23 protein-coding genes are annotated in these 19,524 nt (G+C 68.7%); 10 read left to right on the top strand and 13 right to left on the bottom strand.

Features of this window, described 5'->3' with window-relative positions; all coding sequences use genetic code 11:
- The first annotated feature begins 21 nt into the window (after positions 1-21).
- The 5 genes from ACQPYH_RS42185 (at position 22) to ACQPYH_RS42205 (ending at position 3,730) form a co-directional block, all read left to right on the top strand.
- Positions 22-543 carry a helix-turn-helix transcriptional regulator gene (locus ACQPYH_RS42185; RefSeq protein ID WP_432883642.1) on the top strand — a complete coding sequence of 174 codons (522 nt, stop codon included), beginning with the start codon at positions 22-24 and terminating at the stop codon, positions 541-543.
- A complete protein-coding gene (locus tag ACQPYH_RS42190; RefSeq protein WP_432883645.1) occupies positions 540-1,220 on the top strand; it encodes an ABC transporter ATP-binding protein in 681 nt (226 codons plus the stop codon). Before ACQPYH_RS42185 ends, ACQPYH_RS42190 begins: the two co-directional genes overlap by 4 nt.
- Positions 1,220-2,545 carry an FtsX-like permease family protein gene (locus tag ACQPYH_RS42195; RefSeq protein WP_432883648.1) on the top strand — a complete coding sequence of 442 codons (1,326 nt, stop codon included), beginning with the start codon at positions 1,220-1,222 and terminating at the stop codon, positions 2,543-2,545. The genes ACQPYH_RS42190 and ACQPYH_RS42195 overlap by 1 nt, the downstream gene beginning before the upstream one ends.
- Entirely contained in the window at positions 2,542-3,162 is a 621-nt protein-coding gene (locus ACQPYH_RS42200) for a CDP-alcohol phosphatidyltransferase family protein (RefSeq protein ID WP_432883650.1), read from the top strand. Before ACQPYH_RS42195 ends, ACQPYH_RS42200 begins: the two co-directional genes overlap by 4 nt.
- Before the next feature lie 79 nt (positions 3,163-3,241).
- A complete protein-coding gene (locus tag ACQPYH_RS42205) occupies positions 3,242-3,730 on the top strand; it encodes a hypothetical protein (protein WP_432883652.1) in 489 nt (162 codons plus the stop codon).
- On the opposite strand, the gene ACQPYH_RS42210 is transcribed toward ACQPYH_RS42205, so the two are convergent.
- A complete protein-coding gene (locus ACQPYH_RS42210; protein WP_432883655.1) occupies positions 3,727-4,602 on the bottom strand; it encodes a phosphoribosylaminoimidazolesuccinocarboxamide synthase in 876 nt (291 codons plus the stop codon). The genes ACQPYH_RS42205 and ACQPYH_RS42210 overlap by 4 nt on opposite strands.
- Positions 4,603-4,611: 9 nt before the next feature.
- Complete coding sequence (locus ACQPYH_RS42215; RefSeq protein WP_432883657.1) at positions 4,612-5,670, bottom strand: FAD-dependent monooxygenase; 1,059 nt, start codon at positions 5,668-5,670, stop codon at positions 4,612-4,614.
- Positions 5,671-5,723: 53 nt separating this feature from the next.
- Between ACQPYH_RS42215 and ACQPYH_RS42220 the strand changes: the two genes are divergently transcribed.
- On the top strand, positions 5,724-6,302 hold the full coding sequence (locus ACQPYH_RS42220; protein WP_432883660.1) for a TetR/AcrR family transcriptional regulator: 579 nt from the start codon (positions 5,724-5,726) through the stop codon (positions 6,300-6,302).
- Here the strand turns inward: ACQPYH_RS42220 and ACQPYH_RS42225 are convergent.
- From ACQPYH_RS42225 to ACQPYH_RS42265, 9 genes are all read right to left on the bottom strand, one after another.
- Positions 6,286-6,708, bottom strand: coding sequence for a hypothetical protein (locus ACQPYH_RS42225; RefSeq protein ID WP_432883662.1), 423 nt, complete (start codon positions 6,706-6,708; stop codon positions 6,286-6,288). The genes ACQPYH_RS42220 and ACQPYH_RS42225 overlap by 17 nt on opposite strands.
- Positions 6,709-6,989: 281 nt before the next feature.
- Positions 6,990-7,955: a hypothetical protein gene (locus tag ACQPYH_RS42230; RefSeq protein WP_432883665.1), complete on the bottom strand. Its 966-nt coding sequence runs from the start codon at positions 7,953-7,955 to the stop codon at positions 6,990-6,992.
- Between the two features lie 2 nt (positions 7,956-7,957).
- Entirely contained in the window at positions 7,958-10,072 is a 2,115-nt protein-coding gene (locus ACQPYH_RS42235) for a glycosyltransferase family 39 protein (protein ID WP_432883668.1), read from the bottom strand.
- A gap of 1 nt (position 10,073) precedes the next feature.
- The gene (locus ACQPYH_RS42240; protein ID WP_432883670.1) at positions 10,074-11,294 is read right to left on the bottom strand and encodes a glycosyltransferase; all 1,221 of its coding nucleotides are present in this window, start codon (positions 11,292-11,294) and stop codon (positions 10,074-10,076) included.
- Between the two features lie 63 nt (positions 11,295-11,357).
- Complete coding sequence (locus ACQPYH_RS42245) at positions 11,358-11,750, bottom strand: hypothetical protein (RefSeq protein ID WP_130442511.1); 393 nt, start codon at positions 11,748-11,750, stop codon at positions 11,358-11,360.
- A gap of 1 nt (position 11,751) precedes the next feature.
- Positions 11,752-12,108: a hypothetical protein gene (locus tag ACQPYH_RS42250; RefSeq protein WP_432883672.1), complete on the bottom strand. Its 357-nt coding sequence runs from the start codon at positions 12,106-12,108 to the stop codon at positions 11,752-11,754.
- A gap of 3 nt (positions 12,109-12,111) precedes the next feature.
- Positions 12,112-13,485 (bottom strand): adenylosuccinate lyase, encoded by a 1,374-nt coding sequence (purB, locus tag ACQPYH_RS42255; RefSeq protein ID WP_432894644.1) that lies wholly within the window; start codon positions 13,483-13,485, stop codon positions 12,112-12,114.
- A gap of 78 nt (positions 13,486-13,563) precedes the next feature.
- Entirely contained in the window at positions 13,564-14,178 is a 615-nt protein-coding gene (locus ACQPYH_RS42260) for a hypothetical protein (RefSeq protein WP_432883674.1), read from the bottom strand.
- Positions 14,171-14,659, bottom strand: coding sequence for a SigE family RNA polymerase sigma factor (locus ACQPYH_RS42265; RefSeq protein WP_130442519.1), 489 nt, complete (start codon positions 14,657-14,659; stop codon positions 14,171-14,173). Before ACQPYH_RS42265 ends, ACQPYH_RS42260 begins: the two co-directional genes overlap by 8 nt.
- Before the next feature lie 73 nt (positions 14,660-14,732).
- On the opposite strand from ACQPYH_RS42265, the gene ACQPYH_RS42270 reads away from it, so the two are divergent.
- Positions 14,733-15,245 carry a TIGR04222 domain-containing membrane protein gene (locus ACQPYH_RS42270; RefSeq protein ID WP_432883677.1) on the top strand — a complete coding sequence of 171 codons (513 nt, stop codon included), beginning with the start codon at positions 14,733-14,735 and terminating at the stop codon, positions 15,243-15,245.
- A 1-nt stretch (position 15,246) separates the two neighbouring features.
- Here the strand turns inward: ACQPYH_RS42270 and purD are convergent, their stop codons facing one another.
- Positions 15,247-16,524 (bottom strand): phosphoribosylamine--glycine ligase, encoded by a 1,278-nt coding sequence (gene purD, locus ACQPYH_RS42275; protein ID WP_432883680.1) that lies wholly within the window; start codon positions 16,522-16,524, stop codon positions 15,247-15,249.
- Between the two features lie 39 nt (positions 16,525-16,563).
- On the bottom strand, positions 16,564-17,286 hold the full coding sequence (locus ACQPYH_RS42280) for a hypothetical protein (protein ID WP_432883683.1): 723 nt from the start codon (positions 17,284-17,286) through the stop codon (positions 16,564-16,566).
- A gap of 105 nt (positions 17,287-17,391) precedes the next feature.
- Between ACQPYH_RS42280 and ACQPYH_RS42285 the strand changes: the two genes are divergently transcribed.
- From ACQPYH_RS42285 to ACQPYH_RS42295, 3 genes are all read left to right on the top strand, one after another.
- Entirely contained in the window at positions 17,392-18,252 is an 861-nt protein-coding gene (locus ACQPYH_RS42285; RefSeq protein ID WP_432883685.1) for an alpha/beta fold hydrolase, read from the top strand.
- Positions 18,253-18,383: 131 nt separating this feature from the next.
- Positions 18,384-18,755 carry an FKBP-type peptidyl-prolyl cis-trans isomerase gene (locus ACQPYH_RS42290; protein ID WP_432883687.1) on the top strand — a complete coding sequence of 124 codons (372 nt, stop codon included), beginning with the start codon at positions 18,384-18,386 and terminating at the stop codon, positions 18,753-18,755.
- 111 nt (positions 18,756-18,866) lie between these two features.
- Positions 18,867-19,493, top strand: a complete 627-nt coding sequence (locus tag ACQPYH_RS42295; protein ID WP_432883690.1) for a hypothetical protein — start codon at positions 18,867-18,869, stop codon at positions 19,491-19,493.
- Positions 19,494-19,524 lie beyond the last annotated feature (31 nt).

The raw sequence follows: 19,524 nt of genomic DNA on the forward strand, positions 1-19,524 counted from the left end.
ACGCGGTGTATAGTCACCGATATGGCCACCGCAGAGCTCGTGCTCGGGCTCCTGTCCTCCGGCCCGGCACACGGGTACGACGTGAAGCGCGGCCATGACGCGTGGTTCCCCGACAGCCGCCCTCTGGCCTTTGGCCAGGTGTACACGACGCTGGGGCGACTGGAGCGCGACGGACTGGTCGAGGTGGTCGACAAGACATCCGGCGGAGGCCCGGACCGGACCGTGTACGCGCTCACAAGCAAGGGCCGCGACCACCTGGCCGACTGGCTCAACGATCCGGTCCCACCGGCCTGGGGCAGTGCCGACGAGGTACTGCGGAAGCTCGTGGCAGCCATCCGCACCGGAGGGGACGCTGCCGGCTTTCTCGCCCGTCAGCGCGCCAGCCACCTGCGGCGGATCCGCGAACTGCGTGAGACTCCCGCCGACGACGACCCGACCTCACCACTGGTCCGCGAGTACATCGTGGCCCACCTTGACGCCGATCTGCGCTGGTTGGACAGCGCCTTGGAGCGCATCTCAGAGCAAAGGGGGGCTCACAGATGACTGGACAACCTGTGCTGGAGCTGCAGGGCGTCGAGTACTCGTACCGGCGGAACACTGCGCTCCGAGGCGTCAGTCTCCAGCTGAAGCCAGGCGAGGTGGTCGCGGTGACCGGGGCCAGCGGATGCGGCAAGTCCACACTGCTGCACTGTGCCGCCGGCATCCTCACTCCGGATGCTGGCACGGTCCGTGTGGACGGTGAGGACCTCTCCGCTCTGCCGGAGGAGCGGCGAGCGGCACTTCGGCGTACGAAGGTCGGCATCGTGCTGCAGTTCGGGCAGCTGGTGCCGGACCTGCCGCTGATCGACAACGTCGCGCTGCCACTCCTCCTGGACGGTCACGAACGTGGCGAAGCCCACGTGGCCGCACGCCACTGGCTGGAACAGGTGGGGATCGCCGACGACGCCGATGCGGTGCCGGCCGAGCTATCGGGCGGTCAGTCGCAGCGTGCTGCGCTGGCGCGGGCACTGGTCACCGGACCGTCCGTCGTACTCGCTGACGAGCCGACCGGCAGTCTGGACAGTCGCGCCGGGCAGGAGCTCCTCGACGTACTGCTGCAGGCTGCCCGATACCGCGGCGCCGCACTGCTGATGGTGACGCACGACAACGTCGTCGCATCCTCGGCAGACAGGGAGATCAGGCTGCGCGACGGCCTGATCCAGCATGAGGTGTCGCTCTGATGACACTCGAGACGCTGGTCCAGCTGTCCCGCTCGCGGACCCTGGCGGATCGCAGCCGGGTCCAGCTGGCCACCGGGGCCCTCGCGCTCAGCGGCGCCCTGCTGCTCGGCGCGCTGCGGATCGCACGGCTGGGTAAGGGCGAGCTGAGTGAGGGCGTCTACAGCAACTACGTCGCCGAGAGCGGTCTCCGGTCCGGTCTGATCGCGATCCTCATCATCCTTGCCGTACTGACCGGAGGGCTCGCGGTCCAGGCCTTGCGCTTGGGTACGGCGGCACGCGAACGGCGACTGGACGCGCTGCGACTGGCAGGCGCATCGAGGAAGCAGCTGCGCCAGCTGACGGTGACCGATGCGTCGATCGCGGGCCTGGTGGGCGGTCTGCTCGCCGGACCGGCGTACCTGCTGCTCAGCCTGCTCTTCGGCGCACTCCCCCGGATGGCTCGCATCCTGCCGGGTGCGGAGGTGCTGGACGTGGCGCTGTGGATCCCAGTGGTGATCGCCATGACGGCCGCCGGTGCGGTGATGGGCAGTCTGCTCCACCGCGACGGTCCAGTGCCGGCCGCAGCGGAGTCGGCGGCGCAGCGTCGTACGGGCATCATCGCTGGGCCGGTGCTGATCGTGATCGGTCTGCTGACCTCGCGGTACCTGGGCTACGTGGCGTCCACGATCGCGCTCGCCGGGATCGCACTGTTCTTCCTCAGCACCTCGGCGGTGTGGATCCGCGCCGTCGGGCGGCGGCTGCAGCGGTCGAGCGATCCGGCGTACATGCTGACCGGACTCCGGCTGGTGACCGACTCGCGCCCGTCGTCCCGCATCTGCATGTTGCTGGGCTGCTGCGGCTTCCTCGTCGGCACCATGGCCAACGGGATCGCCAGCGTCCAGGCCGACGCGCAGGCAGGTGGCAGTCCCGCGTTCTACAACACCGGATTCGGGCTGACGATCGCCGGGCTCGTCCTGGTCGCGCTGACCGCGATCGCCGCGCTGATCGTCGGTGTCGCCGACCAGTTGGTCGACCAGCGTCGCCAGTTCGCCAGCCTGACCGCACTGGGCGTGGACCTGGCGTTTCTGCGCCGGGTGATCCGCCGCCAGCTGACCGCGGTCGCCGCGCCGGCCCTCGCGACCGGCCTGCTGCTGGGCACCCTGATCGGCCTCGGTCGGGTGGTCGGCGGTGCGGTCGACCCATTCGAGCCAGGCACGCTGCTGATCGCGGCGGCCTTGACGGCCGGGGGCTGGCTGCTCGGTCATCTCGGCGGCGCGGCCGCCGGCTATCTCCTTCGCAACCAACTCCGGGACGCACTGGATCCCGAGAATCTGAGGGCCGCATGAGTTCGACCCCCTTGGCGGTCCGGCCTGCGCTGCTGCTGGGCTTGCCGAACCGCATCACCCTGGTCCGGACCTTGATCGCGATGACGGTCGCCACATTCGCGTTCCGGACCGGCGATCTGACCTGGCTGGTGCTCGGGTACTTCTCGTACTGGTTCGGCGACAGTCTCGACGGCTGGGTGGCTCGCAAGCGGGGCGAGGAGTCGCTGTCGGGCGCCGTGTTCGACATCGTCTGCGACCGGGCATGCTCGTTCCTGCTCGCCGCCGCGTTCATGGCGACGTACCCGGCGACGATCGGTCCGCTGGCGATCTACCTGGCGCAGTTCGGCGTACTGGACACCATGCTGACGTTCTCGTTCCTGCTCTGGCCGTGGATGCTCAGCCCGAACTACTTCTACAAGGTCGACCGGCCGATCTACCTCTGGAACTGGTCCAAGCCCGCCAAGGCGCTGAACACCGGCGCGGTCGTGATCTCGCTGGTCGTGGCCGGTCACACCGGCCAGCAGTGGCTGCCGTACGCCGTCGCGATCGCGGCGCTGGCGGTCAAGGTGGTCTCGTCGTACCGACTCGTCATGATCCTGTCCGGCCGCTGGCTCGCCGCCCCGGGGCAACCGCGATGAGGGGGTGGACCCTGGTCTACCCCCGAAGGTGGGCCTGAGTTCCGTGGGAATGGCCGCAATGGCGCATAGCCTCGGAGTCATGTGGGTATGGCAACTGGTACTCGCGGTGGGCTTCGGCATCGGCTCCGCCGTCATACCGGTGATGAACGCGGAGGCGTACGTCCTCGCCGTCGCGGCTACGCATGCCCTGAACCCGGTCGTCGCCGCGGCCGGCATCTCGGTCGGGCAGACCATCGGCAAGGTCGCGATGTTCCTCGCCGTCCGGTACCGCCCCGGCTACGCGGCGCGCAAGACCAAGGAGCCGAAGCCGGTCAACCTGGACACCCGCTGGGGCCGCTTCGTCCAGTGGAACCGCGACCTCACCAAACGCCTGCTGGACGCGATGAGCGACAGCCGCTGGGGTATCCCGGTCACGCTGCTGAGCGCGTTCGTCGGCGTCCCGCCCCTGTACGGCGTGGCGCTGATCGGCGGCGCCTCGCGGATGAAGACCGTCGTGTTCGCGCTGTCCGTCCTCGCCGGCCGAGGCGCCCGCTTCATCCTGCTCGCTCTCGGCGTGAGCTCGTTCTAGGCCTTGAATGTGCGACCGGTGAGCTGCTCGTAGGCGTTGATGTACGCCGACCTGGTGCGCTCGACCACCTCGTCGGACAACGGCGGCGGGGCCTCGCCGGACGTCCGGTCCCAGCCCGACTCGAACTGCAGCCAGTCGCGGACGATCTGCTTGTCGTACGACGGCTGCTGCTTGCCCGGCGACCACTGGTCGGCCGGCCAGAAGCGGCTCGAGTCCGGCGTGAGCACCTCGTCCGCGAGCACGAGTGTCCCGTCCGCGCGGGCGCCGAACTCGAACTTCGTGTCGGCCAGGATGATCCCGCGGTCCTCGGCGATCGCCCGCGCCCACGTGTAGATGTCCAGCGTGGTGTCGCGCAGGGTCGAGGCCGTGTCCGCGCCGACGGTCGCCACCACCGCGTCGTACGAGACGTTCTCGTCGTGTTCGCCGAGCTCGGCCTTGGTCGCCGGGGTGAAGATCGGGACGTCGAGCCGCGAGCCCTCGACCAGACCGTCCGGCAGCGGGATGCCGCAGACCGCGCCGGTGGCGTTGTAATCGAGCAGGCCGGTGCCGCTCAGGTACCCGCGGGCGACGCACTCGACCGGGTAGATCGCCAGCTTCTCGCAGACCACAGCGCGGCCCGCGACCTCGGCCGGCACGTCGGTGGAGATGATGTGGTTCGGCATGTCCAGCTGCTCGAACCACCACAGGCTCATCGCGGTGAGCACCTTCCCCTTGTCGGGGATCAGCGACTCCAGGATCCAGTCGAACGCGCTCATCCGGTCGCTCGCCACCATCAGCAGATCGCCGGACTCCAGCTCGTACAGGTCCCGGACCTTGCCGGAGTGGATGTGCTTCGCGCCGGGGATCTCCGGCGCCTGCGGCGTTGTGATCACGCCGCGAGCCTACTTGCGGGCGCGCAGTGCCATCAGCTTGCCCCCTAGGCCGAACAGCCCGTCGCGGAGCGAGCACACCAGCGGATTCTCGACCTGTCCGAGCCGGCCGACACTCCGGGAGCGCTTGATCAGCTTGGTCGTCGCGGGTCGCCGTTCAGCGTCGTACGCCGTCAGCGCCTGGGTGAGCTCGCCGGCTTGGAGGTGTCGCGCCAAGGCACCGGCGTCCTCGATCGCGGAGCAAGCGCCGCGGCCCAGGTTCGGCGTCATCGCGTGGGCGGCGTCGCCGAGCAGGACGATCCGGCCCTGGACGAACGGGACCAGCGGCAGGGTCAGGTCGTGGATATCGTTCTGCAGCACCTTCTCGCTGCTCGCGATCAGCCTCGGGATCGGGTCGTGCCAACTCTTGAACACGGTCGGCTCGCTCGTCTGGCCGGCCGGCTGGTTCGCCGTTCCGTACCAGTAGATGCGCCCGTCGATCAGTCGCGCGAACCCGAACAGTTGCCCCCGGCCCCAAGTCTCTCCGCCACCGTCGTCGATATCCACATCCGCAATCCCCCGGTACGCCGAGACGCCGGAGTACCGCGGGCCCTTGTACTGCGGGTACAGCGCGCCCCGAATCACGCTTCGGATCCCGTCCGCGGCGACCACGAGGTCGGCGTGGAGCTCGCCGTTGACCGTGACGCCGTCCGAGTCCTGCGTGACGGACCGTACGTCGTACCCGGTCCGGACTGTGACGGCCGGACCGAGCTCGGCCGTGATCAGCTCGTGCAACTGCGCGCGGTGGATCATCACCGGTAGCTCGACGCCGAGCTCGGCCGCAGTGACCACCCACCGGCCGTCGGCCTTCCGCATGCCGGCCGGCTTGGACTGCACCGATGCCTTCTCGACGCCCTTCACCCCGAGCTCCTCGAGCACGGCGACCGCCGACGGCCAGACCGAGATGCCGGCCCCTACCTCACCCAACTCCGGTGCACGCTCCAGCACCGTGACCTGCCAGCCGCACTGTTGCAGCGCGACAGCAGCCGTAACCCCGCCGATACCCGCCCCCACCACGATCGCCGTACTCATGAACGTGACTCTACATCTGTAGAGTTTGATTGGGAAGTGCGAGACTGACGGGCGTGACGAAGCAGGTTCCGCGGGGTGCGGATCGCCAGGACGCCATCGCTGATGCCGCGATCCATCTGGTCGCGACCCGCGGGCTGCGTGGGCTGACGCACCGCGCGGTCGACGCCGAGGCAGGTCTGCCGCCGGGATCGACGTCGTACTACCTACGGACGCGCAACGCCCTGCTCACGGCGTGCGTGAGCCGGATGCTCACCCGGGACGTCAGCGCGATGCCACCGGCCGGCGCGGATCCGGTCGAGCTGATGGTGGGGATGACGGTCGGGATGGCGCGCAATCGGCCGGACGACCTGGTCGCGCGGTACGAGTTGTCGCTGGAGGCGAGTCGTCAGCCCGAACTGCGGACGGCGATCAACGAGGGTGGGCGGGAGTTGCGGGCGATGCTTGCGCAGTTGCTCGACGGGCTCGGCGTACCGGAGCCGGAAGCGGCGGCGTGGCCGGTGGCCGCGATGATGGACGGGCTGATGTACGACCGGGTCGCGGGTGCGGGCGCAACGCTCTCACCAGAAGCGTTCGAGGCCGCCGTACGACGCTCTGTCGTGGCGCTGATCGCCGGCCTCAAAGGCGCTCGGTGAACGTGACGAAGGTGAAGTAGCAGACGCCGATCAGCATGCCGACGTGGCCGAGGACGGAAAGGCCCGCACCGGAACCCCACGCATCACTCTGCGTGTCCTGGGAATGCTTGCCTCCACCCGGCAACCAACGGGCCAGAAGCAACAATCCGATGACCGTGAGCAACCACCACCCGGCCAGCATCACCACGGCGATCCCCTGCCGACCGGTGACCAGGGCAACGACCCAGCCGAGCAACGTGATGACGCCGACGACGGTGTGCAACCGCAGCAGGGCAGCGGAAAACCCGTGCCGGCCCGCGCCGTGACCGGTGCCGTCCACCACCGTGCCGCCGAGACGGACGCGCGTGATCAGTACGACGACCGCACCGAGCGCGGTCAGGAACCAGGTGACGTTCGACCATTCCACGCCCCCATCCCTACCCCACCCCGTGCGCCGGTGAACCATTCCGCGTGTCGTCTCATGACTTGACGACCGTCCAGAAACAGCGCCCGGCGGGCCGAGTGTCCGCTCATTGACCCGCCGGGCCGCCTACTTAAACCCAACTTCACCCGCCCTACGTCACCCGTTCTGCGTCACCAGTCCCACGTCACCCCGTCCCGCGCAACCCCGTCCCGCGTCACCAGTCCCGCGTCACCCGTTCTGCGTCACCCGTTCTGCGTCACCCGTTCTGCGTCACCCGTTCTGCGTCACCCGTTCTGTGTCGTCCCCGGCTGCTGCTGGGTTCCCTGGCCCTGCTGGGTTCCCTGACTCGGCAGCGTTCCCTGCCCAGGCACCGTCCCTTGCCCCTGCCCTGTCCCTTGCCCAGTTCCCTGCCCGGTGCCTTGCCCAGTCCCTTGCCTGTTGCCCTGGAACCCACGTCCGAAGCCACCACCACCAGGCCCACCGACCTGGCCCTGCTGGTTACTGGTCCCGTCCCACGAATGCCCAACCGCCATCCCGCCAAGGAACGCAAGCACCGCAAGCACAGACCCAGCCCCAGCAAGCACCACGTTGCTAGGCCGCTTCCCACCCGCCAACCCGGACTGCCCCGAGGAAGAAGCCGCCACCGCACCACCCTGCTGCCCATACCCCACCTGCGGCGCAGAACCCGCGTACGGCGCGGCGCCGGCCTGCGCGGCAGAGCCGGCATGCGGCGAGGGGCCACCCAGCGCCTGCGACGCAGCACCTTCCGCAGCAGAGCCCGCCTGGTACGTAGCACCCGCCTGCGGCGTACCACCAGCTTGCGCTGCAGCACCACCGTCCAGCGCGGAACCCGCCTGCGGCGCAACGCCAGCTTGCGCGCCGGAGCCCGCCAGGTGCGCAGCACCCGCCTGCGGCGTACCACCGGCTTGCGCTGCAGCACCACCGTGCAACGCGGAACCCGCCTGCGGCGCAACGCCAGCTTGCGCGCCGGAGCCCGCCAGGTGCGCAGCACCCGCCTGCGGCGTACCACCGGCTTGCGCGCCGGAGCCCGCCTGGTGCGCAGCACCCGCCTGCGGCGTACCACCGGCTTGGGCTGCAGCGCCCATGTGCAACGCAACACCGGCTTGCGCGGCAGCGTCTGCGTGTTGTGAAGCACCGGGTGCCGGTGTGGAGCCGGGGTGCGGGGAGCCGGTGGGCTGGGCTGCCTGGGCTGCCTGGGCTGCCTGCCATTGGGCTTCTTGGTGGGTCATGTTCATGCTCCTGTTCCGGTGGAGAGGTCGTACACGGTGGTGCTGCCAACGGTCTGGGCGGTGAAGTTCTCGCTGACCCAGGTGGCGATCTCGCTCGAGGTGCCGTCGCGGCCGCCCATCATCCCGCCGCCACCGCTCCCGATGAAGTAGTGGACCTTGCCCTGAGCAACCAGCTGCTTGAACTCGGCCAGCGACGGCGCCGGGTCGGTCCCGTTGAACCCGCCGATCGCCATGATCGGCTCACCGGACGCGATCTGCAGCGGCGCGGCACCGTTCGCGGTCACCGCCGCGGCGGCCCAGGTGTACCCCTTCGCACCCTGCTGCAACAGCGTCACCAGCTCACTGGACACTCCACTGATCCCGCCACCACCAAGGAACCCGCCAACACCACCACCAGCCATTCCACCTCCGGTAGTCGTACCGGTCCCAGGCTGCCCGGTAGTCCCGGTCCCCGTACCAGTCCCGGTTCCGGTCCCCGGCTGCCCCGTAGTACCGGTCCCCGTACCAGTGCCGGTCCCCGTGCCAGTCCCAGTCCCAGTGCCGGTCTGACCAGGCGGCGTACCCATTCCTCCGCCACCCGGGAACCCACCGCCACCACGCCCGCCACCCATACCGCCCATTCCGCCCATCCCACCGGGCCCAGCCGTCGGGATCGCCCCGGTATGCGCCGAGCTGATCGTCGACAGCGAGTACGCCGTAGGCCCGGCCAACGCGCTGAAGGCGAGAATCGCCGCCGCAGCCACCCCAGCCCGCCGAGCCGCCGCCCGATGCAACCGAAGCTCAGGCAGCAGCATGATGAGCCCGGCCGCCAGCACACCTGTGATCAGCACAACCCACCGCAACCACGGGTGCCAGGTAGGAGTCCCGTTCAGCAACGCGAAGCTCCAACCCGCCGTCAACAGCGCACCACCAGCAAGAGTTGCCCGAGGCAACCACTCCGTCCGTCGCTTCCAGAGGATCGACATCGCACCACCGATCACCGCGCCGAACGCGGGCGCCAGCGCGATCATGTAGTACGGGTGGATGATGCCCTGCATGTAGCTGAACACCAACCCGGTGGCTACGAGCCACCCACCCCACAGCAGCGCAAAGGCCCGCCTCTTGTCCGTCCGCGGAGCCTTGCCCGCAGCAACGATCAGTACGACGGTCGCGAGCAACGCGGCCGGCATCAACCAAGAGATCTGTGACCCGAACTCGCCACCGAACAGCCGCTGCAGCCCGGTCGCCCCACCCCACCCGGGGTTCCCGACACCGCCGCCGACCGATCCGGATTCGTTGCCGCTCAACCGACCGAGGCCGTTGTACCCAAGGGTCAACTCGAGAATGCTGTTGTTGGACGACCCACCGACGTACGGCCGAGCCGACGCCGGCAGCAGCTCGACGATCGCGACCCACCAACCAGCGCTCACGATCAGCGAGACCGTCACCAGCACCAGATGCAGCAGCCGCTTCCCCAGCGCAGGCTTCCCGGCCACCAGATAAGCAATCCCGAACGCCGGCAGGATCAGGAACGCCTGCAGCATCTTCGTCAGGAACCCGAACCCGACCAGCGCACCGGCCAGGATCATCCACCGCGCGGAGTGCTTGACCGAGTCGATCGCCCGCATCACCGCCCACGCACCGGCGCACAGCAGCAGGATCAGCAGCGCGTCCGGGTTGTTGAACCGGAACATCAGCACCGCGACCGGAGTCAGCGCGAGGATCGCACCGGCCAGCAGACCGGCGTTCGCGGAGAACCAGCGCCGCACCGCGACGTACACGAATCCGACGCTCGCGACGCCCATCAGCGCCTGCGGCACCAGCATGCTCCAGCTGTTGAAGCCGAAGATCCGCGCGGACAACCCCATCACCCACAGCGAGCCCGGGGTCTTGTCCACGGTGATGAAGCTCGACGAGTCGAACGACCCGAAGAACCAGGCCTTCCAGCTCTTCGACCCGGCCTGTACGGCGGCCGCGTAGTACTCGTTGGCGTATCCGTTCTTGGACAGCCCCCACAGGTACGCGATCGCGGTCAGCACGAGCAGACCGCCGTACAGGACCTTGTCCCGACTCAGCGTGTACTGCGTTGTGATCGAGCGAGGCCGGGTGGCCTCGACGGGATCAGTCAGCGTGGTCATCTCAGTTGCTCCGGGTGTGGTCGAGAACCGCTGGGGGTTCGAAGGCGGGCAAAGTAGGCGCGTCGTCGTCGAACACCCACGTCTGGAAGAGGCTGAACCGGACCACGGTCGCGGCCAGGTTCGCGATGGTCAGCACGGTGATCTCCACCGCTTGGTGCGGCGCAGTGATTGCCGTGTGCAACAGCCAGAGCGACGCCGCGGTCAAGCTCCAGCCGATGCCGAAGGCAACCAGGCCGCGCAGCTGATGCCGCCACCGTCCCTCCACGCCGCGTACGCCGAAGGTGATCCGGCGGTTCAGCGTGGTGTTGCCGACAGCTGTGATCAGCAGAGACAGCAGGTTCGCCACCTGGGCCGGCATGCCCTGGCGCAGCACGAGGTAGAGCAGCGCGTAAGCCGCCGTACTCAGCACCCCGACCGCACAGAAACGCAGTACCCGGGCCGCCATCGCCGTGCGAGGATCGAGGATCCGCGGCCGGCCGTACTTCTGCCGGACCGGCTCGAGGTCGACGCGACTGCGCATCAGTCGAGCGATCCCCCGCAGATCCTCGCCGACAGTCTTCGCGATCGCGACCCGGGAGTCGAGGTCGTCGACCCAATCCACCGGTACTTCGTGGATCCGCAGCCCGGCCTTCTCCGCCAGCACCAGCAGCTCGGTGTCGAAGAACCAGCTGGTGTCCTGCACCAGCGGCAGCAGCTCGTGGGCCACGTCGGCGCGAATCGCCTTGAAACCGCACTGCGCGTCCGAGAAGTGCGCGCTCAACGTTGCCCGCAGCAACAGGTTGTACGAGCGGGAGATGAACTCGCGCTTCGGCCGCCGGACCACCCGCGAGCTCTTCGCCAACCGGGTGCCGATGGCAACATCACTGTGCCCGGCCAGCAGCGGCGCCACCAGCGGGAGCAGGGCGTTCAGATTGGTGGACAGGTCGACGTCCATGTACGCGAGCACCTCTGCGTTGCTCGCGGACCAGACCTGCTTCAGCGCGCGGCCGCGGCCGGACTGCTCGAGCCGGACGATCCGGACCCCGGGCAGCTCGCTCGCGAGCAGCATGCCTATGTCATATGTCGCGTCCGTACTTCCGTTGTCCGCGATGCAGACCTCGGCCGGGAACGGGAAAGCGGTGTCGAGGAACTCCCGCAACCGTCTGATATTCGGTCCGAGGTCGTTTTCCTCGTTCTTGACGGGTACGACGATCTCGACCCGAGGATGACCTGGAATCTGCATGACACCGATGCTGTCCGGTCAACCTGTGCCACTCCCTGCGTGTGGCTGGCAGTTCCCTGGCAGTTACCGAGTGCGACGCAGCCAGAGCAATCCGAGAACCGGCAGCACCACCGGCACGAAACCATAGCCCTGCCCGAAGTGCGACCACACAGTCGCATCGGGGAAGTCATCAGGTGCGGCGTAGCTGAACGCGCCGATCGCGAGTACGCCGATCAGCTCGATCACGATCGCGGTCGTGGCGACCTTGCGGGACACCTTGGTTGCCTTGGCCAACGCGAACGTGGCCGCGCAGTAGATGATCGCGGCAACGGCCGACAGCAGGTAGGCGATCGGCGCATCGGTGAACTTCGTCGCGATCTGTACGCCGGCACGCGCGGTCGCGGCCAGCGCGAACACGCCGTACACCGCGATCAGGATCCGGCCCGGGCCGTGCTTGGTCGCTGCGGGATCGGTCATGTCAGGCCGTCCAGACGTCGTACAGCCGGAGCTCGAGGATCGGGATCACGACGCAGGCAATCGCCAACGCGCCGGCGCCCCAGCGGCTGCTCTCCGCCAGCGCCCACAAGGCTCCGATCGGCAAGATGATCAGCGAGCCGATCAGGTACCCGATGAAGAACGGCCCGGAGACATCCCGCGTCGTCCCGCTCAGCTGCACGATGCCGACGACCAACTGTGCCAGCAGCGCGACCTCGATCACCCCGAGCATGCCGAGCAATGTCCAGTTGATCCGCTTGTCGCGCGCCGCGAGTACGACGGCGAACAGTGCCGCGGCGAGCGACAGCGCGACCAGGAACCAGGTGAGCGGTGCGAACACGGGTTAGAGGATGTCACCCGGCGTGTAGGCGGCCGCCTCCGGGTAGCGCTTCGCGAGATCGTCGATCTTCCCGACGACGGCTCCGACCTGGGCGACGGCTGCGCCGGTAAACGTCAGCGGCTCGCCGACGATGCCGACGATCTGCTCCTCGGTCAGCCCGAGCCGGCCGTCCGCGCCGAGCCGGTGGAACAGGTCGTTGGCTGCCAATCCCTTGCGCAGATCGAGCGCAGTCGCGACGGCGTGCTCCTTGATCACCTCGTGCGCGGTCTCCCGGCCGACGCCGTTCTTCACGGCGGCCATCAGCACCTTGGTCGAGGTCAGGAACGGCAGGTACCGCTCGAGCTCGCGCGACACGACCGCCGGATACACCCCGAACTCGTCGAGGACGGTCAGGAACGTCTCGAACAGCCCGTCCAGCGCGAAGAATGCGTCGGGCAGCGCAACCCGCCGTACGACGGAACAGAAGACGTCGCCCTCGTTCCACTGGTTGCCGGCCAGCTCGCCGGCCATCGACGCGTAGCCGCGGAGGATGACCGCGAGGCCGTTGACCCGCTCGCAGGACCGGGTGTTCATCTTGTGCGGCATCGCGGAGGAACCGACCTGGCCCTCCTTGAAGCCTTCGGTGACCAGCTCGTGCCCGGCCATCAGCCGGATCGTCGTCGCCAGGCTCGACGGCCCGGCGGCCAGCTGCACCAGCGCGGAGACGACCTCGTAGTCGAGCGACCGCGGGTACACCTGGCCGACGCTCGTGAGCGTGTGGCTGAAGCCCAGGTGCTGCGCGATCGTGCTTTCGAGCGTGGCGAGCTTGGTCTCATCACCGCCGAACAGGTCGAGCATGTCCTGCGACGTACCCACCGGACCCTTGATGCCGCGCAGCGGATACCGCTCGATGAGCTCCTCGATCCGCGCGATCGCGACCAGCAGCTCGTCCGCGGCCGACGCGAACCGCTTGCCCAGCGTGGTCGCCTGCGCGGCGACGTTGTGGGAGCGACCGGTCAGCACCAGCGCCGCGTGCTCGGCCGCCTTCTGACCGAGCTGCACGGCAGTTGCCACCGCGCGGTCCCGGACCAGCTCGAGACCGGCGCGGATCTGGAGTTGCTCGACGTTCTCGGTCAGGTCACGACTCGTCATCCCCTTGTGGATGTGTTCGTGCCCGGCGAGCGCGCTGAACTCCTCGATCCGCGCCTTCACGTCATGCCGCGTGACCCGCTCCCGGGCCGCGATCGACGCCAGGTCGACCTGGTCGATCACCCGCTCGTAGTCCTCGACGACCCCGTCCGGAACCTCGACCCCGAGCTCCTTCTGGGCCTTCAGCACCGCCACCCAGAGCTTCCGCTCGAGCACGATCTTGTGCTCCGGTGACCACAGCTCCGCCATCGACAGACTGGCGTAGCGCGCGGCGAGAACATTGGGGATCAGGGGCTTGGTCACGAGCCCCATTCTCGCAGACGGGGACTACTTGACGGTCACCAGACCACAGAGCTTGGCGCCCGAGAGGGTGCACACCTGGTAAGAACCGGCGGCGAGACCCTTCGGCATGGCCAGCGTGTACGGCCCGGCGCTGGTGTATTGCGGGATCGCGATCCCCGACTCACCCGGGTTCACCTTCATCGAGTACGGCGTGGTGGCGTCGCCCGGCACCTTGGCGACCAGGGTGTACAGCGGCACGTTCGGCTTGGCCGTCGACGCGAGGGTGAAGGTCACGTTGCGGACCTGCTTGTCCGGGAACGAGGCGACGACCTGGCCACCGGCGACGAGCGCCTTCGCCGAGGTCAGCGTCAGCGGACCGGCCTTCACGGCGGGCTCCGGGTTCGGCTGCACGGACACCTCGGGCGGGGCGACCATGTTCGTCGGGACCGGGCTGTCGGCCACCGGCGTGTTGTGCGCCGGCCGCAGCGTCGGGACGATTGCGACGGCGCCGACCACGACGGCCGCGCCGAGCACGGTCAGGCCGGCGGTCATCCGGCGCTTGCGGGAACGGGCCGCGGTCAGGACGGAGTCGAAGTCACCGGCGGACTCGGCGGCCTTGCGGTCCGCCAGGGCCTGCAGGTCCTCTTGCAGATCAGGCATGGTCGTCACTCCTCAACAGCAATGAATCGGACAGGGCGTCCCGGGCGCGGGACAGGCGCGACTTGACCGTGCCTTCCGCGATCCCGAGCGTGTCCGCCACCTGAGCCACGCTCAGGTCACAGACGTAATGGAGGACGACGACCTGCCGGGTCGGCATCGGCAGGCCGGCGAGAGCCTGCTCGAGATCACCGGCGTACCTGTCGGCGGGGTCCGGGACGTGTTCCGCCGGCAGCCGGTGGAACAGTTGCGTGAACCGGTTGCCGTCACGGTGCCGATTCGCGGCGAGCCGCACGGCGACCAGGCGCACCCAGGCCTCCGGTGAGTCGTACCGCGAGACCTTCTGCCACCGGGGCACCAGCCGGACGAACGCCTCTTGGACGATGTCTTCCGCCTCGGCCCGCGACCCGGTCAGCAGCGAGATCACCCCGACCAGCCGTGGCTGGTGCGCGCGGTAGAACTCCCGCAGCCCCTCCGTCTCCATGCCCACTAACACCCCCGACCCCTAGATCCGGTTCCATCGGATTGCTGACCCTATCGAAGCTCACTCTGAGTACATGGACAAGCTATCGACGTACGAGGTCGCCTGGCTGGTCGGCGGCGCGGAGCGAGCCGCCCTGGTCACCTTCGTGGCGCTGGCCGCCGACGGGCGGCTGGACATCGCTTACAAGCGGCAGCGGGTGAAGGTGGCCCGCACGGAGTCGACCTACCCGGTCGAGGCCGCCGCCCTCGCCCTGATCCAAGAGAGCGGGATCGGCGTGACCGAGTTCCTCGCGCGGCTCGCGGCAACACCGGAGATCGCTGGCCTCGACGCTGCCGTGCGAGCGAAGGGCCAACTCCGATTCCTCCGCTGGTTCAGCTCGACGTACCGCGACCTGGCCGCGCGGCCCGGCACCGGCCTCCGGCGAGTGGCCGTCCTCGGCATAGCGGGGATCGAAGACGTGCACCTGCGGGAGATGTTGGAGCACCCGCTGCCGGACATGCCGAAGATCGATCCAGTCGTCCCGGTCCGCGACAACACCATCGACGGCTCTATCGGGCCCTCGTCGGGCACCTGGACCGCCGGGTAGGTCAGACGGTGATCTCGCCGCGTTCGGCCTTGAGGGCGATGTCGGTGCGGTGCTGCGAGCCCTTGATGCGGATCTGACCGACGGCGGCGTACGCGCGTTGACGGGCCTCAGCGAGGTCCTTGCCGACGGCGCTGACCGCCAGTACGCGGCCTCCGGACGTGACGAGCTCTTCGTCCTCGAGCGCCGTACCGGCGTGGAAGACCCGTACGTCGTCGCTCTCGGCCTGCTCGACACCGGCGATCGGGTCGCCCTTGCGCGGGCTGGACGGGTACTTCTTCGCGGCGACGACGACCGCGACCGACGCGGCGTCCCGCCAGCTCAGGTCGCCCTGGTCCGCCAGCTTGCCGGTGGCCGCTGCGAGGAGCAGACCGCCGAGCGGGGTCTTCAGCATCGGCAGGAGGGCCTGTGTCTCCGGGTCGCCGAAGCGGCAGTTGAACTCGATCACCCGGACGCCGCGCGACGTCAGCGCGAGACCGGCGTACAGGAGGCCGCTGAACGGCGTACCGCGGTGGCGGAGCTCGTCGATCGTCGGCTGCAGGACCTTTTCGGTGATCTCGGCAACCAAGTCGTCGGGTGCCCACGGCAACGGTGTGTACGCGCCCATGCCGCCGGTGTTGGGACCCTCGTCGTTGTCGGCGAGGCGCTTGAAGTCCTGCGCCGGTTGCATCGGCAGGACGGTCGTGCCGTCGGTGATCGCGAACAGCGAGACCTCAGGGCCGTCCAGGAACTCCTCGATCAGCACCTGCTCGCACTGGGCCGCGTGCGCGAGCGCTTCCTCGCGGTCCGACGTGACCACAACACCCTTGCCCGCGGCGAGCCCGTCATCCTTCACGACGTACGGCGGCCCGAACGCGTCGATCGCGGTCGCGGCCTCCTCGGGCGTCGTGCACACGTACGCGCGACCGGTCGGCACGCTCGCCGCAGCCATCACGTCCTTCGCGAACGCCTTCGAGCCCTCGATCTGCGCGGACTCGCGCGACGGACCGAACACCGCGATCCCGGCATCCCGCAGCGGATCGGCCAGCCCGGCGACCAGCGGCGCTTCCGGGCCGACGACGACCAGGTCGGCGTCCAGCTCCTGCGCCAGCGCGACGACCGCGTCGTGGTCCTCGATGTCCACCGAACGGCAAACGATCGTTTGCCCGTCGTGCGCGGGACGCAACGTCGCGATACCAGGGTTACCCGGCGCCGCCACCACCTGCTCGACCTCGGGGTCCTGGGTCAACGCCCAGGCCAGTGCGTGCTCACGACCACCGGACCCGACCACCAAAACCTTCACGGGCGCTCAGCCTAGCGTGCCCCGAGCTTGGCGTTTGCCTCAGTAGTGCCAGTAGTAGCGGCCGTCGGCATTCCAGGTGAGGGGGACTGTGGTGCGGTTGGTGAAAGCCATGCCCAGGCCTTTGGCCAGCTCTACGGTGCGGGCTAGTTGTAAGGCGTAGGGGTGTTGGTTGTCGTCCCACCACTGTTCGGACTGGGTGATGCACGTCTTGCCCGTGTAGTACGGGTTCGTGCACGGGTGGGGTGGGAGCCACTTCTGTAGGTGGCGGAAGTTGACGGTGGTTGAGCCATCCGGAGGCTTGATAGTGCCGGTCGCGTCTAGGCAGTAGCCGGTGGTGGGGATGGTCCATTGGACGTAGTGCTGGCGGCCGCCGTTGGACGGGATCGGCTTTAGGTTGTTGCAGTTGGCGTCGCCTCGTTGCTCGGTGCTGACGCGTTGGATCTGGGTCAGTGGGCGGCCGGCGCCGTCGTTGTAGCCGTCGAGGAGGACCCAGTCGCCGTCGTGGATGAAGTGTTCGGCGGACTTCGGCGGCCATGCCGTGGGATCGCCCCAGGAGATGTCGGACTCGGTGGCGCTCAGCGGGGTCCAGGCCCATTGGCCGGCAGCGGTCCCGCCGGCGAAGTACTGGCCGGCTGATTTTTCGAACATCAGCGAGTACTGCGCATAGGTCTCCGTCGCCGCGTCGGAGCTCCGCGGATCCGCCACCACGACGCCCGACGTCAGCACCGCGGACAGGCCGATCACCAAAGCGAGCTTCTTCATCACGGAGGGCAACTTTAGTGCCGATCGGGTTCCGGTTGAGTTCCTGTTCTGTCCGCCCACCGCGGTCTAGGCTCACCAGCACCAGACCGACGCAGAGGAGCTGTGATGCCAGAGCCTGTGACCCAGACGCTCGACGTGCCCGGAGCCACGCTGACGTACGACGTTCGCGGCGACCTGGCGAACCGCCCGGTGCTCTTGATGATCGGCTCGCCGATGGCCGCCAGCGGATTCCCGACCCTGGCCTCGCATTTCGCCGACCGCACTGTCGTCACCTACGACCCGCGCGGCGTCGAGCGGAGCGTCCGCACCGGTGAGATCACCGAGCTGTCTCCGGACGATCACGCCGCGGACCTCGCGGCGCTCATCGAGCACCTCGACGTCGGCCCGGTCGACCTCTTCGCCAGCAGCGGCGGCGCGGTGAACGCGCTGGCCCTCACCGCGAAGCGTCCCGATCTCATCAACACCCTAGTCGCCCACGAGCCGCCGCTGGCCGCGATCCTCCCCGACAGCGAGGCTGCGCTGGCCGCGGTCGCCGACATGTACGCGACGTACCAGCGTGACGGCATGGGCGCCGGCATGGCGAAGTTCATCGCCTTCGTCGGGTACGACGGCGAGGTCCCCGCCGACTACACGCAGCAGCCCGCGCCGGATCCGGCCATGTTCGGCCTTCCCACGCAGGACGACGGATCCCGCAACGACGCACTCCTCGGCCAGAACCTCCGCGGCTGTACGTCGTACCAGCCCGACTTCGACGCCCTGGCCAAGGCGAAGGAGCGGATCGTCATCGGTATCGGCGAGGAATCGGCGAACCAGATGGCTGCCCGCGGTGGCAAGGCCGCCGCCGCGAAGCTGGGGCTGGACCCCGTCGTGTTCCCGAGCGGCCACGGCGGCTTCCTCGGCAACGAGTACGGCCAGCCCGGCAAGCCAGAAGAGTTCGCCACCACCTTGCGCCAGCTCCTCGGCTGATCGCGCCCGGAGGACCACAACCGGTCGCACGCTCGCAACCGGTTGTGTCCGGCGTTCCGCTAACAGCGGAACAGGGCTGACATGGAGGGTCCAGGACTCGACGCCGCCGACGGGTCTGCTTAGCTGGTGGCATGACTGACAAGCCAGAGATCGACTTTCCGGACGGGCCGCCCCCGGCGGATCTCGAGATCACCGACATCACCGTTGGCGACGGCGACGAGGCGAAGGCCGGTTCGCGGGTCAACGTGCACTACGTGGGCGTGGCCCACTCGACCGGCGAGGAGTTCGACGCGTCGTACAACCGGGGCGCCCCGCTGGCGTTCCAGCTCGGCGTGGGCCAGGTCATCCAGGGCTGGGACACCGGCGTGCAGGGCATGAAGGTCGGCGGCCGCCGCAAGCTGGTCATCCCGCCGCACCTGGGCTACGGCGACCGCGGCGCCGGCAACGCGATCAAGCCGGGCGAGACCCTGATCTTCGTCGTGGACCTCGTCAGCGTCAGCTGAACCAAGCGCTGTCCCGAACCCTCGCGTCTCCGTCACAATGACGGAGTCGCGGGGGTTCTTCGCGTAGTTGTACTCATCCGCCCCGCCCAGCGGCTCGATTGACTGGGAGGCATGACGACGATGGCTGTGACCACGGTTCCCGGTACGCGGACCAACTGGCTGCGGTACGCCGCCCTGGCCGCGAAGGTGCTGCTCTTCGCATTGTTGCTCTCGGCCCTGATCTGGCCGGACCTCAGCGGGATCAAGGGCAAGGCCTCGACCGCCCGCCTGGTTGTGTACCCGATCGGCGCGATGGCGCTCCCGCTGTGGTGGTGGGCCTACGGGCGCACGCGCAGCAAACTCCACAGCACGTTCCCGTGGCATGCGGACCTGTTGATGACGCTGCCGTGGTTGATCGACCTGATCGGCAACCGGCTCAACCTGTTCGACACGGTCGACTGGTGGGACGACGCGATGCACTTCATCCTCTGGGGCTTCCTCACCGCGGGTGTCCTGCTCGCCTTCGCGCCCCGCGGCCTGTCCCGAGGCCTCACCGCGTTTGTAGCCCTTGGCTTCGGCGCCACCGCCGCAGTCGTGTGGGAGCTGGGCGAGTACGTCGCGTTCGTCCGCAACTCCCCCGAACTACAGACGGCGTACACCGACACCCTCGGCGACCTCGCCCTCGGCACGCTGGGCGCACTGCTCGCCGGCCTGATCGTCTACCAGTTGAGTCGATCCCCCTCTACTTCCAACGTATAGCGGCACAGGGGACTTGCCGCAAGCCCCGGGT

Source organism: Kribbella sp. CA-245084 (assembly GCF_050942355.1).
Lineage (GTDB): Bacteria > Actinomycetota > Actinomycetes > Propionibacteriales > Kribbellaceae > Kribbella.

Coding starts and splice junctions, on each gene's coding strand:
- ACQPYH_RS42290 (WP_432883687.1), top strand. CDS start 18,384: ATGACTGACAAGCCAGAGATCGACTTTCCGGACGGGCCGCCCCCGGCG.
- ACQPYH_RS42295 (WP_432883690.1), top strand. CDS start 18,867: ATGACGACGATGGCTGTGACCACGGTTCCCGGTACGCGGACCAACTGG.
- ACQPYH_RS42245 (WP_130442511.1), bottom strand. CDS start 11,750: ATGACCGATCCCGCAGCGACCAAGCACGGCCCGGGCCGGATCCTGATC.
- ACQPYH_RS42200 (WP_432883650.1), top strand. CDS start 2,542: ATGAGTTCGACCCCCTTGGCGGTCCGGCCTGCGCTGCTGCTGGGCTTG.
- ACQPYH_RS42195 (WP_432883648.1), top strand. CDS start 1,220: ATGACACTCGAGACGCTGGTCCAGCTGTCCCGCTCGCGGACCCTGGCG.
- ACQPYH_RS42260 (WP_432883674.1), bottom strand. CDS start 14,178: ATGCCTGATCTGCAAGAGGACCTGCAGGCCCTGGCGGACCGCAAGGCC.
- ACQPYH_RS42215 (WP_432883657.1), bottom strand. CDS start 5,670: ATGAGTACGGCGATCGTGGTGGGGGCGGGTATCGGCGGGGTTACGGCT.
- ACQPYH_RS42240 (WP_432883670.1), bottom strand. CDS start 11,294: ATGCAGATTCCAGGTCATCCTCGGGTCGAGATCGTCGTACCCGTCAAG.
- ACQPYH_RS42230 (WP_432883665.1), bottom strand. CDS start 7,955: ATGACCCACCAAGAAGCCCAATGGCAGGCAGCCCAGGCAGCCCAGGCA.
- ACQPYH_RS42235 (WP_432883668.1), bottom strand. CDS start 10,072: ATGACCACGCTGACTGATCCCGTCGAGGCCACCCGGCCTCGCTCGATC.
- purB (WP_432894644.1), bottom strand. CDS start 13,485: ATGGCGGAGCTGTGGTCACCGGAGCACAAGATCGTGCTCGAGCGGAAG.
- ACQPYH_RS42280 (WP_432883683.1), bottom strand. CDS start 17,286: ATGAAGAAGCTCGCTTTGGTGATCGGCCTGTCCGCGGTGCTGACGTCG.
- ACQPYH_RS42205 (WP_432883652.1), top strand. CDS start 3,242: ATGTGGGTATGGCAACTGGTACTCGCGGTGGGCTTCGGCATCGGCTCC.
- ACQPYH_RS42185 (WP_432883642.1), top strand. CDS start 22: ATGGCCACCGCAGAGCTCGTGCTCGGGCTCCTGTCCTCCGGCCCGGCA.
- ACQPYH_RS42285 (WP_432883685.1), top strand. CDS start 17,392: ATGCCAGAGCCTGTGACCCAGACGCTCGACGTGCCCGGAGCCACGCTG.
- ACQPYH_RS42265 (WP_130442519.1), bottom strand. CDS start 14,659: ATGGAGACGGAGGGGCTGCGGGAGTTCTACCGCGCGCACCAGCCACGG.
- ACQPYH_RS42190 (WP_432883645.1), top strand. CDS start 540: ATGACTGGACAACCTGTGCTGGAGCTGCAGGGCGTCGAGTACTCGTAC.
- ACQPYH_RS42270 (WP_432883677.1), top strand. CDS start 14,733: ATGGACAAGCTATCGACGTACGAGGTCGCCTGGCTGGTCGGCGGCGCG.